Source organism: Paractinoplanes brasiliensis, assembly GCF_004362215.1.
Lineage (GTDB): Bacteria > Actinomycetota > Actinomycetes > Mycobacteriales > Micromonosporaceae > Actinoplanes > Actinoplanes brasiliensis.
On record NZ_SNWR01000001.1, the window covers coordinates 3,189,168 to 3,205,034 of the forward strand.

The 15,867-nt window shown below is 71.9% G+C and carries 17 protein-coding genes; 6 read left to right on the forward strand and 11 right to left on the reverse strand.

Translation table 11 applies throughout. From position 1 onward, the window contains the following. Positions 1 to 199: 199 nt before the first annotated feature. Both C8E87_RS14200 and C8E87_RS14205 read right to left on the reverse strand, forming a co-directional pair. Entirely contained in the window at positions 200 to 640 is a 441-nt protein-coding gene (locus C8E87_RS14200) for an ATP-binding protein (protein ID WP_133873538.1), read from the reverse strand. After that, positions 637 to 993 carry an STAS domain-containing protein gene (locus C8E87_RS14205; RefSeq protein WP_133873539.1) on the reverse strand — a complete coding sequence of 119 codons (357 nt, stop codon included), beginning with the start codon at positions 991 to 993 and terminating at the stop codon, positions 637 to 639. The genes C8E87_RS14200 and C8E87_RS14205 overlap by 4 nt, the downstream gene beginning before the upstream one ends. A gap of 142 nt (positions 994 to 1,135) precedes the next feature. On the opposite strand from C8E87_RS14205, the gene C8E87_RS14210 reads away from it, so the two are divergent. Beyond that, entirely contained in the window at positions 1,136 to 3,469 is a 2,334-nt protein-coding gene (locus tag C8E87_RS14210) for a DEAD/DEAH box helicase (RefSeq protein WP_438866058.1), read from the forward strand. Positions 3,470 to 3,748: 279 nt separating this feature from the next. On the opposite strand, the gene C8E87_RS14215 is transcribed toward C8E87_RS14210, so the two are convergent. The 7 genes from C8E87_RS14215 to ssd all read right to left on the reverse strand — a co-directional run bounded on the left by C8E87_RS14215 (position 3,749) and on the right by ssd (position 8,660). Further along, positions 3,749 to 4,117, reverse strand: coding sequence for an Rv3654c family TadE-like protein (locus tag C8E87_RS14215; protein ID WP_133873541.1), 369 nt, complete (start codon positions 4,115 to 4,117; stop codon positions 3,749 to 3,751). Then, complete coding sequence (locus C8E87_RS14220) at positions 4,114 to 4,473, reverse strand: TadE family type IV pilus minor pilin (RefSeq protein WP_133873542.1); 360 nt, start codon at positions 4,471 to 4,473, stop codon at positions 4,114 to 4,116. The genes C8E87_RS14215 and C8E87_RS14220 overlap by 4 nt, the downstream gene beginning before the upstream one ends. Further along, entirely contained in the window at positions 4,470 to 4,598 is a 129-nt protein-coding gene (locus C8E87_RS14225) for a DUF4244 domain-containing protein (RefSeq protein ID WP_438866175.1), read from the reverse strand. Before C8E87_RS14225 ends, C8E87_RS14220 begins: the two co-directional genes overlap by 4 nt. 115 nt (positions 4,599 to 4,713) lie before the next feature. After that, the gene (locus tag C8E87_RS14230; protein ID WP_239080381.1) at positions 4,714 to 5,298 is read right to left on the reverse strand and encodes a type II secretion system F family protein; all 585 of its coding nucleotides are present in this window, start codon (positions 5,296 to 5,298) and stop codon (positions 4,714 to 4,716) included. A 316-nt stretch (positions 5,299 to 5,614) separates the two neighbouring features. Continuing rightward, positions 5,615 to 6,322 carry a hypothetical protein gene (locus C8E87_RS14235; RefSeq protein WP_243755148.1) on the reverse strand — a complete coding sequence of 236 codons (708 nt, stop codon included), beginning with the start codon at positions 6,320 to 6,322 and terminating at the stop codon, positions 5,615 to 5,617. Beyond that, positions 6,319 to 7,590: a TadA family conjugal transfer-associated ATPase gene (locus tag C8E87_RS14240; RefSeq protein WP_438866059.1), complete on the reverse strand. Its 1,272-nt coding sequence runs from the start codon at positions 7,588 to 7,590 to the stop codon at positions 6,319 to 6,321. The genes C8E87_RS14235 and C8E87_RS14240 overlap by 4 nt, the downstream gene beginning before the upstream one ends. After that, on the reverse strand, positions 7,587 to 8,660 hold the full coding sequence (gene ssd / locus C8E87_RS14245; protein WP_133873545.1) for a septum site-determining protein Ssd: 1,074 nt from the start codon (positions 8,658 to 8,660) through the stop codon (positions 7,587 to 7,589). Before ssd ends, C8E87_RS14240 begins: the two co-directional genes overlap by 4 nt. 215 nt (positions 8,661 to 8,875) lie before the next feature. On the opposite strand from ssd, the gene C8E87_RS14250 reads away from it, so the two are divergent. Both C8E87_RS14250 and C8E87_RS14255 read left to right on the forward strand, forming a co-directional pair. Continuing rightward, entirely contained in the window at positions 8,876 to 9,238 is a 363-nt protein-coding gene (locus tag C8E87_RS14250; protein ID WP_133873546.1) for an STAS domain-containing protein, read from the forward strand. 328 nt (positions 9,239 to 9,566) lie between these two features. Beyond that, a complete protein-coding gene (locus C8E87_RS14255) occupies positions 9,567 to 10,367 on the forward strand; it encodes an HAD family hydrolase (RefSeq protein WP_133873547.1) in 801 nt (266 codons plus the stop codon). A 399-nt stretch (positions 10,368 to 10,766) separates the two neighbouring features. Here C8E87_RS14255 and C8E87_RS14260 read toward each other — a convergent pair whose 3' ends face one another. Then, positions 10,767 to 11,240 (reverse strand): PH domain-containing protein, encoded by a 474-nt coding sequence (locus C8E87_RS14260; RefSeq protein ID WP_239080370.1) that lies wholly within the window; start codon positions 11,238 to 11,240, stop codon positions 10,767 to 10,769. A 69-nt stretch (positions 11,241 to 11,309) separates the two neighbouring features. Beyond that, a complete protein-coding gene (locus C8E87_RS14265) occupies positions 11,310 to 12,041 on the reverse strand; it encodes a Fic family protein (RefSeq protein WP_239080369.1) in 732 nt (243 codons plus the stop codon). A gap of 213 nt (positions 12,042 to 12,254) precedes the next feature. On the opposite strand from C8E87_RS14265, the gene acs reads away from it, so the two are divergent. From acs to C8E87_RS14280, 3 genes are all read left to right on the forward strand, one after another. Further along, complete coding sequence (gene acs / locus C8E87_RS14270; RefSeq protein WP_133873549.1) at positions 12,255 to 14,240, forward strand: acetate--CoA ligase; 1,986 nt, start codon at positions 12,255 to 12,257, stop codon at positions 14,238 to 14,240. Positions 14,241 to 14,363: 123 nt separating this feature from the next. Continuing rightward, positions 14,364 to 14,843, forward strand: coding sequence for a hypothetical protein (locus tag C8E87_RS14275; RefSeq protein ID WP_133873550.1), 480 nt, complete (start codon positions 14,364 to 14,366; stop codon positions 14,841 to 14,843). 92 nt (positions 14,844 to 14,935) lie between these two features. Next, complete coding sequence (locus C8E87_RS14280) at positions 14,936 to 15,859, forward strand: alpha/beta fold hydrolase (RefSeq protein WP_133873551.1); 924 nt, start codon at positions 14,936 to 14,938, stop codon at positions 15,857 to 15,859. Positions 15,860 to 15,867: the final 8 nt, after the last annotated feature.

The following is a 15,867-nucleotide window of genomic DNA, read 5'->3' on the forward strand; positions in this document are numbered from 1 at the left end:
GGTCCCGCGGCCGCGGGACCAGGAGCAGTAGCTGATAACTCGCGTACTGTATCGGCCGATCGTGGTGCTGGTCACACCTGAGTCCAGCCGTGTCGTGGTGATGTTCGCCGCTGTGTTAGCGGGCGCGTGACGGGGTATGGACGGAGGTTGATATCGTTGCGGATTTGTCCATTTTGTTGAGGGCCGGATCCGGACAGGTTCAGCGTCGGCGGACCGGCCACACCATGCGGACCTCGGTGCCCGGGCCGTCCTCAACCGGGCGTACCTGCAGGTCATCGACAAATCCGGCGAGAAGCGCGAACCCCACGCCGGTGGTGAGCGCCTCGTCCGTCAGCGACTCGTCGGCCAGCTCGTCCGGCGGCAATTTGGTCAGGCCCACGCTCGCCTCGATCGGGGCGTGATCGATGACCCGTACGGAATAAGAGTCCGAATCAGACATCTCGACGGTCACCAGGTCGGGGAGGCCGTACTGGTTGTGGAGGGCGACGGCGCGCGTGCAGGCCTCGCCGATCGCCAGCCGGACCTCGTCGAGCAGTTCCTCGGCGACTCCGGCGCGCCGGGCCACGGCGACACCGACCAGCCGGGCGGTGCGCACATGCACGGGGGCCGGGGAGAAGGACAGCCGAACTGTCGCCATCACGAATTCGCGCTGCCGTCGCTGTCTGCGGTGGCCGCCTCGATCGTGGGGAAGATCGGGAACACCTGATCGAGGGCCGTGATCCGGAAGATCTTGAGGAGAGCCTCCTTCGAGCACACGAGGCTGAACCGTCCGTTCGCCACACGCAGCCGCTTCATCGCGCCGACCAGCACGCCGAGGCCGGTGGAGTCGAGAAACTCCACCCCGCCGAGGTCGACGACGACGCTGCGCACCCCGGAGTCGACCAGCTCCACGAGGCGCTCGCGCAGCCTCGGGGCGGTGTAGACGTCGACCTCGCCGCCCACCTCGAGCACCGTGTGCTCGGCGACGGTACGGGTCGCAAGGGACAGCTCCATCGCTCCTCCTCCCTGCCGGGGCCCGCTGACTGACGGCCGATCTCCCCAGCGAATCTAACCATCGACCGGCAATCGGCCGCCGTCCGGCTCCACCGTGCTACCCGTTTGAGGTTCCCGCCATTCAGGTGTCACAGTGGCCCGCGTGACGTCGACCGCCCACAGCCCCGCCGAACTGCTGCACCGGCTGCGGGCCCGCACCACGGCGGACGACTCCCCCATTACCCACATCGAGGAGATTCCCGCCCGTACGGGGAAAACCGCTCCCTGGCCCGCGTGGGTCTCGCCGGACGTGGTCACCGCCCTCGGCGCGCACGGGATCGCCCAGCCCTGGGAACACCAGGCCACTGCTGCGTCGCTGGCCGCACAGGGCACCCATGTCGTGGTGGCGACCGGCACCGCCTCGGGCAAGTCGCTGGCCTATCAGCTGCCGGTGCTGACCAGGCTGCTCGACGACCCGCGCGCGACGGCGCTCTACCTCTCGCCGACCAAGGCCCTGGCCGCCGACCAGCTGCGCGCGGTGGTCAAGCTCGGTCTCGACGGGGTCCGGCCGGCCACGTACGACGGCGACACCTCCCGCGAGGAACGCGAGTGGATCCGGCAGCACTCCCGGCTGGTGCTCACGAACCCCGACATGCTGCACCACGGCATGCTGCCCGGCCACGCGCGCTGTGCCACGTTCCTGCGCCGCCTGGCGTACGTGGTGATCGACGAGTGCCACGCCTACCGGGGCGTGTTCGGCTCGCACGTCTCGCACGTGCTGCGCCGGCTGCGGCGGCTGGCGGCCCGATACGGCGGTTCCCCTACCTTCGTGCTGGCCTCGGCCACGTCCGGTGATCCCGCCGACGCCGCCTCGCGCCTGATCGGCCTGCCCGTGACCGCCGTGACCGAGGACACATCGCCGCGGGGTGCGACCACGTTCGCGCTGTGGGAGCCGCCCCTGCTTCCCCCCGAGGAGCCAGACCTTCCCCCCGTACGCCGGTCCGCCCTGAGCGAGACGTCCGACCTGCTCGCCGACGCCGTGGTGGCGGGCACGCGCACCCTGGCCTTCGTCCGCTCGCGCCGCGGGGCCGAGGTGGTCGCGACGATGACCCGGCGCTCGCTCGACGAGGCGGTGCCGGGCCTGGGCGACCGCGTCGCGGCTTACCGGGCCGGTTACCTCAAGGAGGACCGCCGGCGCATCGAGCAGTCACTGCTCTCGGGTGAGCTGCTCGCGCTGGCCTCCACCAACGCGCTGGAACTGGGTGTCGACCTGGTCGGGCTGGACGCGGTGCTGATCTGCGGCTACCCGGGCACCCGGGCGTCGCTCTGGCAGCAGGCCGGGCGGGCCGGGCGTGACGGCGGCTCGGCGCTGGCGGTGCTGATCGCGCGGGACGATCCGCTCGACACCTACCTCGTGCACCACCCGTCGGCGCTGTTCGGCCGGCCGGTCGAGATGACAGTGCTCGACCCGACCAACCCGTACGTGCTGGGCCCACAGCTGTGTTGCGCCGCCTCGGAAGCTCCCTTGACGGTCGACGACCTGTCCCTGTTCGGCGACTCGTCCCGCGCGGCCGTGGACGGGTTGACCGCCTCGGGCGCGCTGCGGAAAAGGCCGTCGGGCTGGTACTGGACCCATCCCGGCCGCCCCGACGTCGACCTGCGCGGAGCGGGCGGCGCCCCGGTCTCGGTCGTGGAGTCGTCGACCGGCCGCCTGCTGGGCACTGTCGACCAGACGTCATCCCACGTCATGCTGCACACGGGCGCTGTCTACCTGCACCAGGGCGTGACGTACCTGGTCGACGAGCTCGACCTGGACGATGCGATCGCCCTGGTGCACCACGAGGAGCCGGACTGGACGACCCAGGCCCGCGACGTCACCGACGTGGAGGTGCTGGGCGTCCGCGAGCACGTGGACGCGGGCCCGGTAGGCCTGTTCCTCGGCGAGGTCGAGGTGACCAGCCAGGTCGTCTCCTACCAGCGCCGCCGCATCACCACCGGCGAGGTGATCGACACCAAACCCCTGGACCTGCCCGTACGCACCCTCCGCACTGTGGCGGTCTGGTTCACGATCGCGCCGCGCTCCCTCGACCAGGCCGGCGTCGAACCACCCGACGTCCCCGGCGCCCTGCACGCCGCCGAACACGCCGCGATCGGCCTGCTCCCGCTGATGGCCACCTGCGACCGCTGGGACATCGGCGGCCTGTCCACGGCCAACCACGTCGACACCGAGGCCCCGACCGTCTTCGTCTACGACGGCCACCCCGGAGGCGCAGGTTTCGCCGAACGCGCCTACGCCGTCGCCGCCGCCTGGCTCGCAGCAACGCGGGAGGCCATCGCCGCGTGCGCCTGCGAAGCCGGCTGCCCGGCGTGCGTCCAGTCCCCCAAGTGCGGCAACGGCAACAACCCCCTCCACAAGCCCGGCGCCGTCCAGGTCCTCGACACCGTCCTGACCGCCCTCACCACCCACGCCGGCGAAGCCTCAGCCCTGCCCCGGTGACCCCTCACTGTCACGGGCATCTCGCCCCTTGACGCGCCCCCAACCCGCCCGCCTCGCAGAGCGCAGCGCCGGCACCCCTCCCGACCACCGTGCAGAAGCAGCCCACGGGCACCCCCACCCGACCGCCGGACAGAAGCAGCCTGCGGGCACCCCAACCCGACCGCCGGACAGAAGCAGCCCACCGGCACCCCCACCCGACCGCCGGGCGGAAGCAGCCCACCGGCACCCCGCCCGACCGCCGGGCAGAGTGGCCAGCCCGCTCCCCTGTTCGGCCGAAGGTCAGAGCGGTAGGGCGTAGACCGGACCGGCTCGGGCGGTGGCCACGGCCGTGAGGGTCAAGCCAAGAGCGACGCGGACGTCGACCTCAACTCGGACGACGATCTCCAGGCCCTCGACGACGCAGGACGTCAGGCGGCCGCGGTTGGCCCCGACGAACTGGGCCGCCCGGGGGCACGCGACCTCGGCGCCGAAGACGGCCTTCGCTCCACCGGCCAGCGCCCCCAGGTCGGCGGCCGCTCGAGCCTGGTGACGGCCCACCCGGGCGGCGCCGACGCCCGCGCCGAAGACACCCGCCGCCACCAAGGTCAAGCCGATGGCCAGCACAAGGATCGTGGCCGCTCCGCGATCCCTCGCCGAAGCTCCCCTCACAACACCGGCTCCGGCTCGCGGGCGGCGGTGGCCGAACCCTCGACGGCGACCGCCGGTAGCTGCGTGCCTAGCAGCTGGAGGCGTGCCCGCACGCGCACCCTCACGATGTCGGCATCGCCGCTCACCTCGACGGCGGCGCCAGGCGGGGCAACCCGGGCGCCCGCCTCGGCCCCCGAGTCCCCACGGGCCTCGGCCAGGGCGGCTTCGCGGGCGGCATCCAGGCATTGGCCCTTGGCCGCCACGGCAGACACCGCCGCCAGGCCGGCCATGAGCAGCAGGATGAGCGCCGGCAACCCGACCGCGAGTTCGGCGGTGAACGCTCCCCGGTCACGGCCGGGCCGCCGGCGCGGGCTCACTTCAGCGCCCGGGCGACGATGCCGGTCAGCGCGGCCGTCACGCTCGCGCCCGTCAGCACCTTGTAGAGGACACCGGCGAACGCGACCGCCGCCAGGGTCCCGACGGCGTACTCGGCCGTGTTCATGCCGGCGTCCGCCGCCTCGGCCCGCAGCCGGGCGAAGTTCGCGATCAGTTTGCGCACGTGGTTCTCCTTCAGTTGTGATGGACGACCGGCCCGCGGCCGGTCCGGTGGTCCCGGGTCAGAGCACATCCCCGAGGACCGCGATCAGCACCGGGACGAGCCCGGCAAGCAGGAAGGCGGGCAGGAAGCACAGCCCGAGCGGCAACACGATCAGCACGGCGGCCCGCTGCGCCGCCGCCTCTACCGCGACCGCCCGGTCGGCCCGCAGGTCATCGGCGAGCCGACCCAGCGCCTTGGCCAGCGCGCCGCCGCTGGTGCTGGTGCGCACGGCCGCCGCCACCAGCCGCTCGGCCCCCGGAACGCCGTCGAGGTGCCCCCACGCCTCGGCCGGGGCCGCACCGAGCGCCAGCGATCGAGCCGTCCGGCGCAGTCGCGTCCCCAACGGCCCGTCGAGCGCGTCCGCGACAGCGGCCGCCGCCCCGTCGACGGGCGCTCCCGCCCGCAACGCCGCAGCCAGCAGGTCGGCTCCCAGAGGCAAGTCGGCCGCGGCGGCCCGGCGTTCGTGCCGGACCCGGGCGGGCTCGCGCCGTCGCAGGTAGCGCTCGGCCCCGACGCCCCCGACGATCCCGAGCACCGCGCCCCACCAGGTGCCGAAGAACCCGGTGACGGCCACCCCGGCCCCAACCGCCAGCAGGATCCGCATCCGCCGCCCGCCGGAAGCCGACCGCTCGGGCACAGCCGGACGCAGGAAACTCAGCCGCCGCCGACCTGCCACCGGCGTCACCACCAGGGCCAGCGCCGCCGCCACGATCAGCAACGCGGTCATCGAGCCACCCCGCCGATCACCAGCGCGACCCCCGGGCCACCCCGCCGGTCAAGCCCGGGGACCACCGGGCCACCCCGCACATCAACCCAGGCGACCACCGGGCCACGCCGCACATCAAACCGGGCGATCGTTGGGTGACCCCGCACATCAACCCAGGCGACCACCGGGCCACGCCGCACATCAAACCGGGCGATCATTGGGTGACCCCGCCGATGAGACGTTCCGCCCAGAGCAGGCCGGCCGTCTGCAACACCACCGCCACGAGCCCACAGGCCGCGCCGAGAGGCGTGTGCAGCAGCACCCGCAGCGGATCGGCGCCCATCATCGCGCCCATCCCGATGCCCGCCGCCGGCAGCGCCGCCAGCAACAGGGCCGTCGCCTGAGCCCCGGCTGCCTGGGCCGAGGCCGAGGCCCCCGCGCGGTCGGCAGCGCGCCCGTCGGCCTCGATCCGCTCCACGAGGTCGGCGGCCGGGGCGCCCGTCCGCTCGGCGAGGCGCCACACCGAGGCCGTCAACCGTCGCAGCCGGTGCCCCTGGCCGACCGGTTGCGAGGCGACGGGCGGCAACCCGGCCCGCAGATCGGCGGCGAGCGCGCCCAGCGCATCCAATGCCGCAGTTCGTTCCAACGCGGCCCGGCGACGCTGTGAACGTCGCAGCAGCGCGCGCCCGCCGAGCGCCGCGTAGGCCCCGATCATCGCCGCGGCGACCGGCCCGCCCACGAGCAGCCCGAGCACCGCCGATGCCACCACGCCGGCGATCAGCGCTTGCCGTGGCGACTGCCCGGCGACGACGACCGCACGGCGCGCGACGGCTACAAAGGACATCCGCGGAACCCGCACCCGTCCGAGCGGCAGCACGACGGCCAACGCCCCGGCGACAAACAGCACCGGCCCCCAGTTCATGGCGCCACCACCGGCGGGACGAGCGGCGGAACGAGCGGCGGGGCAAGCGGTGCGACCACCGGCGGGGTGAGTACCGCGGGCACGGCCACCCCGCGTACGGCCAGCATCCGGGCCAGCGCCCCCGAGCCCGGCCCTGCCCCGCGCAGCCGCTGCCAGGCCGGCACCACGGTGGCGAGCCGTTGCTCCCCCGAGGGCAGCAACACGCTCACCGATTCGAGCACGCGTCCCCGATCCGTACGCCGGACCTGCAGCACGACCTGCAATGCCGCCACCACCTGGGCGTGCAGCGCGGCCCGCGGCAGTCCTCCGAGCAGCCCGAGCGCCTCGAGCCGGGCCGGCACGTCGCCCGGAGTGTTGGCGTGCAGCGTGCCCGCCCCGCCGTCGTGGCCGGTGTTGAGCGCGCCGAGCAGGTCGACGATCTCGGCTCCGCGGCACTCCCCCACCACCAACCGGTCGGGTCGCATGCGCAGCGCCTGCCGCACCAGGTCGGTCAGCCCGATCGCGCCCGCCCCCTCGACGTTCGCGGTGCGGGCCTGCAGGGCGACCACGTGCGGATGCAGGGGCCGGAGCTCGGCCGCGTCCTCGACGAGCACGATCCGCTCGGTCGCCGGCACCATTCCCAGCAGCGTGGCCAGCAGGGTGGTCTTGCCGCTGCCGGTGCCCCCGACGACCAGGTAGGCGAGCCGGGCCGCGACCACGGCCTCGAGCACCGGCGCGACCGTCGGCGGAACGGTGCCCTGCTCGACCAGGTCGTCCAGGCGGAACGGCCGCTGACGGAAGGTACGCAGCGACAGGTAGGGCCCGTCGGTCGCGACCGGCGGCAGGACCGCGTGCAGGCGAGTGCCGTCGGGCAGGCGGGCGTCCGCATACGGCTGGCCGTCGTCGAGCCGCCGCCCGCAGGCCGCCGCGAGCCGCTGGGCCAGCCGGCGCACCTCCTCGAGGGTCCCCAGCACGATCGGCGCCCGCCGCAGCCCGGCGCCCCGGTCGACCCACACTGCCAGCCCGTTGACCAGCACGTCGGTCACCTGCTGATCGGCGAGCAGCGGCGCCAGCGGGCCCGCGCCCACCAGCTGGTCGTGCACGCGGTCGGCCAGGCGCAGCACGGCCGTGTCGCCCAGGGCCGCGGCGTCGGACTCGCTGCGTACGGCGTGCACCACCGCCGCGGGTGTCGCCTCCCCACCGTCGACGGCAAACCGGTGGCGCACCCGGTCGGCCACCGCCGGGGCCGAGGCCGCGAGCCGGCTACCCAGCCCCGGGTACGCCGTCACGCCGCCACCGCCGAGGACGTGTCACCCAGCAGGTCGCCGATCAGTCGCCGGCACAGGTCGGCCAGCGGCCCTTTGCCCTCGGCGGCCGGCGGCAACCCGCGTTCGGCGCCCTGGCTGATCGCCGGTTCGGGTCGCAGCGTGCCGATCAGCGGCAGCCCGAGCGCGGCGGAGATCTCGCGCGGCCGCAGCTTGCCCGGTGCGGGCCCGCGCACCACGAGCGACAGCTCCCGGCGATGGGTCTGCACCGTGCGGGCTATCCGAGCCGCCGCGGCCGCCGCACGCACCTCGGCCGGCACCAGCAGCACGGCCTGGTCGGCGCACTCGAGCGCCAGCACGCCGGCGTCGTCGAGCCGGCGAGGCAGGTCGACCACGATCACTTCACGGGCGCGACGGCCGGCGTCGATCGTCGCGCCCATCGCCTCGGGCGGCACGAGCGGCGTCCCCTCGCGGTCGAACGAGAGCACGACCAGGTCGCCGTGATGCGGCAACGCCTCCAGCAGGGTGGGCGGATCGACCCGGCCACCGGCTTCCGCCAGCGCCGACCAGCGCAAACCGTCGCGACGTTCCCACCCGAACACCAGGTCGAGCCCGCCGCCGAGGGGGTCGGCGTCGATCAGCAGGGTGCGGCGGCGCGCGCCGCTCGCGGTGGTGGCCAGCCCGGCCGCCAGCGTGCTCGCGCCCGCACCGCCACGGCCACCGATCACGGCCAGCACCCGGCCGGTCGGCTGGTCGAGCTGCTCGGCGAAGCGGTCGACGACCCACGTCTCGGCGGTCGGCAGTTCGGCGATGTGTTCGACGCCGTGCGCGTTCGCCGCCGTCCACATCGTCTCGGTGACCTCACCCCGGCTCACGACCGCGACCCGCGAACGGCGGGCCAGTCGGGCGCGCAGGCACGCGTCGAGCTGATCGGCGCCGATCATCACCAGTGGTGCGGTGCCGTAGCGCGGACGGGCCGCGGCCGGGTCGGGCGCCACGTCGATCTCGGTGCCACCGGCGGCGGCGAGACGCAGCAGGTCGTCGAGCAAGTCGGGGTCGGAGGTGACGACAAGGGGCAGGCGGGCAGCGGGCATCTGCGGTCTCCAGCGCGGGGCGGCGGTTGTGCGGCACACCTTCGCGGCCTGAGCCGGGTGGGTCCACGACGGATGTCCGGGCCTGTGGACAACTTCCGGGCCTGTGGATAGCGCGGTTTCGTCTGATTGATCTGCTATAGAACCCGGGTCCTTCGCCGGGAGTGGAAGGAGCCTCGGTTGGGTATGTTGGTCCGACACGGACCAATGGGGTTGGCATGGAAAGCTCGATCAGCCGTTCGCTCGACGCCGACGGCAATGTCAGCGTGGTCGTCGCGGGCGAGATCGATTTCTCGAATGCGGACGAGTTGGCCGGCTTTCTGCGCGAGGCCGTCGCCGCTACTGCCCCCCGGGTCGTGCGGGTCGACCTGCGGCAGGCGACCTTCATCGACTCCACCGGCTTGGGCGCCCTGATCGAGGGCTATCGGGCGACCACCGCGATCGGGTCTCGATTCCTCGTGGTCAACCCGACGCCGACGTTCCGCCGCGTCCTCGACGTCACCGGTCTGTGCGCATTCTTCGGGCTGAGTGACCCGGTCGCCGCCGACCCGCTCGGGCAGGCACAGGCCACCGGGGCCTGACAGCGCGCAGAGATAGGGAACGACCCCCGTCGGGGGAGACGGGGGCCGTCCGAGGATTCGGCTCCGGGGGGGTCGAGCCGAATCGACTCGGTGATCGCGGGGGGCGCAATCACCGAGGGTTTTTGAGCGGCCAAGTGCGATCGTCACAACATGAATCCCGATCGCAACAGCACAAGCATGCCTCACAGAAGCAGCGCAGTCGAGTACCGATTGTCGCCGACTGAGATACTGCTGCCCGTCTGACCGATTTCACGGGCTGTCACGGGCGCGCCCGCCGGGCATCCCGGGGTGGGCGACGATGAACCACTTGCGACTACACTTGCCGCCCGTGGGCCTCAGTGCCGCGTTTTTCGACCTCGACAAGACGGTCATCGCCAAGTCCAGCGCGCTGGCCTTCGGCCGGCCGTTCTACCGTGACGGCTTGATCAGCCGCCGCGACATGGTCAAATCCGCTTACGCACAGCTGATGTTCCGGCTGGGCGGCGGGACAGACGAGCAGGCGATGGCGCGCACCCGCGACTATCTCGCCGCGCTCTGCAAGGGCTGGCGCGTCGAGCAGGTGCAGCAGATCGTGGCCGAGACGCTCGAAGAACTGATCAATCCGTACGTCTATGCCGAGGCGGCGACGCTGATCGCCGAGCATCAGGCGGCCGGGCGCGACGTCGTGCTGGTCTCCGCCTCCGGTGATGAGATGGTCCGTCCGATCGGCGCCCTGCTCGGCATCACCGACATCATCGCCACACGGATGAGCATCGTGGACGGGCGCTACAGCGGCGAGGTCGAGTTCTACGCGGCCGGCCCGAGCAAGGTCATCGGCGTGCGGGAGCTGGCCGCCGAACGCGGTTACGACCTGGCCGACTGTTACGCCTATTCCGACTCCAGCAGCGATCTTCCACTGCTCGAATCGGTCGGGCACCCGAGCGTGGTCAACCCCGACCGGAGCCTGCGCCGCGCCGCCACCGAGAACGAGTGGCCCATCCTCGAGTTCCGCCACCCGATCCCGCTGGGCCGGCGCCTGCGTGATCGGCCCGCGGTGCCGGTCGCCGCCGCCGCGCTCGGGGTGGGCGTGGGCGCCGCCATCGGCCTGGCCATCTACGCGCGCCACCGACGCGCCCGCACGCCGGCCTGAGATTCCGTACGGGGTCAGTAAAGGTCCCGTGGTGCCAGTGACCTGCGCGGATGGCTTTGGTCTGACTACTGCCGAAAGCCAGATTTGCCGGGTCGAATCCCTGGCGATCATGTGGCGACGGGCGTAGAAAGAACAGGCGAGGTTCGAAGCGGAGAGGCCGGATTTCCGGTCACGAGGCGACGGATTTCGTGCACGGCCACCGGGAACCCACGCGCGATCAGCCACGGCAGGCACGTTGCGGCGGGACCGCGGCCCCCTGGGCTCCATTTGAGGAGCCGCGAGGCTTGCGGACTGTCGACAACGACCCAGGTGCACGCTTGATAACCCGGCTCGGACGTGCAGCAGCCGGCGCCCCATCGCGGGACGCCGGCTCTAGCCTTTCCGCCCGCTGATCAGCCGTCAGGCGCCCTGTGCGGCCAGGTGCCGCTTGCGCAGTTCGTGGTACACGGCGCGAAAAAGCTTGGGCCGTGAGTGGAAGTCGACCCCCTGGGCCCACAGCTCGGTGTTGACCGTCGAGCCGTCACGCCGCTCGATCAACACGGTCAACCCGCCCGGCACCTTCCACGGCCCGATCCGATGGCTCGCCTCGTGCAGGTGCACCTGGGCGATGGCGTCCCACGGAATGGTTCGCGAGCGCAGCAGCCCGTGCAGGCGCAGGCCCTCGGGGCTCACGTAGGCGCCCATCTGCATGATCCGGTACGCCCCCAGCACCCAGATCACGGCCAGCGCGCAGGTCACCAGGCGCACGCCGTGCCAGCCGAGCTCGAACGTCTCGACCGAGCTCCAGGCGAGCAGGCCCAGGGCGAACGCTTCCCAGCCGATGACCAGCCAACGTCCCGCGCCGGGCGAGTAGGGCCGCTCCCACGTCTCCACAACACAGAAGTCTAGAAGCGAACCTTCCGTTCCCCGGCTGTTCGCACAGACGCACAGGTCAACGATCGGTCATACGGTCGCCAGCACGTTGTCACCGATGGCGGTGATCTCGCCGGCCCCGAAGGACACGGCCTCGGCGTAGTGCCGCAGCCAGGAACGCACCCCGTCGGGCGTGCCGGTGGCGTACGCGCCGGCCGAGCCCACGTACTCCGGCTCGCGCTCCCGGTGCCCCACTTCGACGGCGACCAAACCCCGGGGGTCGAACCCGCGGCTGATCAGGGTCAGGCGGGCGGCGGCCCGGGCCACCACCCCGGCCGGACCGGCGAACGGGCGCAGGGTGATCAGCTCGGCGTGCACGATCGCGGCGAGCAGCAACGGCGGCGTACTGTCGTTGCCCGCGACCAGGCCGGCGAGCATGTCGACCCGTTCGGCCTCTCCGGTCAGCCGGCCGAGGTCGCTCGCGGGCACCACGCCCCGGGCGGCCAGCACGTGCAGCTTGGCGAGCACCTGACGCGGCGCACGGGGCCAGAGGTCGACCAGAGCGCCGACGCCCTCGGCCACTCGCAGGGCGCCCTGCATGACCGGATCGGTGACTGTACCCCCGCGTACGTCGTCGAGGTCGTGAACGCTGCCCTCGAGCGCGGCACTGGCCACGGCCGCGCGCAGGCTCGCCTCGGCCGCCACTTGACCGCCGTGCCGGCGCAGAGCCCGGTGCCGCATCGCCGTGTCGACGCGCTCACGGGCCTCGGCCAGGGCGGGAGCGACGTCGGCGAGATCAAGAAGGGGCGCTAGAGGATCCACGGGAACACCGTAGCCGGTAAACCGAGCGAAACATGGGCTGCACAGATCGGCTTGGAACTGGCAAGATTCGCGCAGCATCAAGCACGTATTGGTCATCCGGCGCGGCCACGACGCCATCTGGCGTTCTGTTGTCCACAGGCCTCGCCGGTGCCCATCGCCGCAACTAGTGTGCAACAAAGAAGCCCCGGTCAGCAGTGAAGAGGAGCCGCCCTCATGAGCGAGACATTGGCGAACCTGTCAACGGAGACCCGACAGTTCCCGCCGCCTGAAGCACTGGCCGCGGCCGCCAACGTCAAGGCGGAGGCCTACGACGAGGCGGCCGCCGACCGTCTCGGGTTCTGGGCGAAACAGGCCGAACGGCTCACCTGGAGCAAGACGTGGGACCAGGTCCTCGACTGGTCCAACCCGCCGTTCGCGAAGTGGTTCGTCGGCGGCGAGCTCAACGTCGCCTACAACTGCGTCGACCGGCACGTCGAGGCCGGCCTCGGTGACAAGGTCGCCATCCACTGGGAGGGCGAGCCCGGCGACACCCGCACGATCACCTACGCCGAGCTGCTCAAGCTGGTCAGCCAGGCCGCCAACACTCTGACCGAGCTGGGTGTCGGCGCCGGCGACCGGGTCGCCATCTACATGCCGATGATTCCCGAGGCCGCGGTCGCGATGCTGGCTTGTGCCCGCATCGGCGCCACCCACAGCGTCGTCTTCGGCGGCTTCTCCGTCGCGGCGCTTTCAACCCGTATCCAGGACGCTGACGCCAAGCTCGTCATCACGGCCGACGGCGGTTATCGGCGCGGCAAGCCGTCGGCGCTCAAGCCCACCGTCGACGAGGCCGTCGCGCAGTGCCCGACGATCGAGAACGTGCTCGTCGTGCGCCGCACCGGCCAGGAAGTCGCGTGGACCGACAAGGACAAGTGGTGGCACGAGACGGTCGAGCAGGCCGGCACGGAACACAAGGCGCAGCCGTTCGACGCCGAGCACCCGCTGTTCATCCTCTACACCTCGGGCACGACCGGTAAGCCCAAGGGCATCCTGCACACCACCGGCGGTTACCTGACCCAGGTCTCGTACACGCACAACGCGGTCTTCGACCTCAAGCCCGAGACCGACGTCTACTGGTGCACGGCCGACATCGGCTGGGTCACCGGCCACTCCTACATCGTCTACGGCCCGCTCTCCAACGGCGCCACCCAGATCATGTACGAGGGCACGCCGGACACGCCCGGCCGCGACCGCTTCTGGCAGATCGTCGACAAGTACAAGGTGTCGATCCTCTACACCGCGCCAACCCTGATCCGCACGATGATGAAGTGGGGCGACGACATCCCTGCCGGGTACGACCTGTCCTCGCTGCGCGTGCTGGGCAGCGTCGGCGAGCCGATCAACCCCGAGGCCTGGATGTGGTACCGGGAGAACATCGGCCGCAACCGCACCCCGATCGTCGACACCTGGTGGCAGACCGAGACCGGTGGCGTGATGATCTCGCCGCTGCCCGGTGTGACAGCGACCAAGCCCGGCTCCGCCATGACGGCGCTGCCGGGCATCGCCGCCGACGTCGTGGACGACCAGGCGCAGTCGGTGCCAAACGGCGGCGGCGGGTTCCTGGTGCTGCGTGACCCGTGGCCGTCGATGCTCCGCACCATCTGGGGCGACGACAAGCGCTTCATCGACACGTACTGGTCCCGCTTCGGCGCGGGCGCCGGCACGGGCGACGACTGGATCTACTTCGCCGGCGACGGCGCCAAGAAGGACGAGGACGGCGCGCTCTGGCTGCTCGGCCGGGTCGACGACGTCATGCTGGTCTCGGGTCACAACATCTCGACCACCGAGGTGGAGTCGGCGCTGGTCTCGCACCCGTCGGTGGCCGAGGCAGCCGTGGTCGGCGCGACCGACCCCACGACCGGTCAGGCGATCGTGGCGTTCGTGATCCCGCGCGGCAGCGTGGACACCGAGGGCGACGCGGGCGAGCAGCTCACCGTCGACCTGCGCAATCACGTGTCCAAGACGCTCGGGCCGATCGCCAAGCCCCGCCAGATCATGCTCGTGCCCGAGCTGCCCAAGACCCGCTCCGGCAAGATCATGCGCCGCCTGCTCAAGGACGTGGCCGAGAACCGCTCGCTCGGTGACGTCACCACGCTGCAGGACTCCGCGGTGATGGAGCTGATCTCGAAGGGCATGAACACCGGCAAGTCCGAGGACTGACGACGTCATGACGGGGCCCGGCGGCTTTCGCCGGGCTCCGGACCCCCGTACGGGACGTGAAACCGTTACGCTTTGCGCCGCGGTCGTGTACGGCCGTGAGATCGGGTCACGGGGGTACACGTCATGTTCAGGTCCACCGCAGGCGCCACCGGCGCGCTGGTGCTGGTGTTGCTGCTGGTCAGCGGCTGTTCTGACGACGAACCCGCTGCGGCGAACGGCATCGTCCTCCCCGGCTCCGCGCCCTCGGCCGAGCCCGGTGCCACGCCGCCCGGCGCTGCCGACAATCCCGTACCGGCCGGCCAGCCCGCCGACAGCGAGGCCTCTCCCCTGCCGCCGCCCAGCCGCCCCGCGGCCATCGCCTCGCCCGATCTCTCCGCGCTGCGTGTCGGCTCCATCACCGCCACCGTCACCAAGGGTGGCGGCGGCCCCTGCTACGGGCTGCTGAGCGAGGACGGCGTGGCATGGTCGGTCTACTCCAAGAAGTCGGTGCCGATCGCCAAGGGCGACCACGTGCAGGCCCGCATCACACCCGGCAAAACCCCGGTCGACTGCGGCTCCGGCCGACCGGCCACGCTCGACCGCATCATGATCGGCACTGACTGAGTTTCCTGTCGGTTACCCCCGCCACGGGGTTGTCGCGGGCTGGTTGCGGCCGCCACGCGCTCGTTGTCGACCCCAACGCCTAGGCTGAGGCCATGGGCAGTCGGGTGGACGAGTCATGCGTACTGGTGGACGGGCCCTGGACCCATCGCTTCGTCGGCGCCAACGGCAGCCGTTTCCACGTCGTCGAGGCGGGAACCGGCCCGCTGGTGCTGTTCCTGCACGGCTTCCCCGAGTTCTGGTGGGCCTGGCACGACGTGCTGCCCCGCATCGCCGACTCAGGCTTCCGGGCCGTCGCGATCGACCTGCGCGGCTACGGGGCGAGCGACAAACCGCCACGGGGCTACGACGGTTACACGATGGCCGCCGACATCACCGGGTTGATCCGGGCTCTCGGCGAACGCAACGCGACGATCGTCGGGGCCGGCGCCGGCGGCATGATCGGCTGGGCGGCCGCCGCGTTCCATCCCAAACTGGTCAACAAGCTCGTTGTGCTCGGCGCGGCCCACCCGTTGCGGCTGCGGGCGGCGCTGTTCGCCGACCCGCGCGGGCAATTCGCGGCGTCGTCGGCCGCGCTGCGCTTCCAGGTGCCGCGCTACGAACACGTCCTCACCCGCGACAACGCCGCGATGGTGGCCGAACTGATGACCCGCTGGACAGGTCCTCAGTGGAGGGAAACACCCGAGTTCGACGACTACGTGGCCCGCTGCCGGGAAGCCATGCAGATCCCGCAGGCGGCGTTCTGCGCCTTGGAGGCGTACCGCTGGGTGTTCCGCAGCGCCCTGCGGCTGCAGGGATACCGGTTCGTCAAGCTGATGCAGAAGCCCTTGATCACACCCACGCTGCAGCTGCACGGCGGGCTCGACACGGCCACCCTGCCCCGCACAGCGCAGGGTTCCGGGCGTTACGTGCTGGCGCCGTACGAGTGGCGCCTGATCCCCGAGGTGGGGCATTTCCTGCACCAGGAAGCGACCGACGTGGTCACCGGCGAGGTGCTGCGCTGGTTGAAGTCCAACTAGGACAGCAG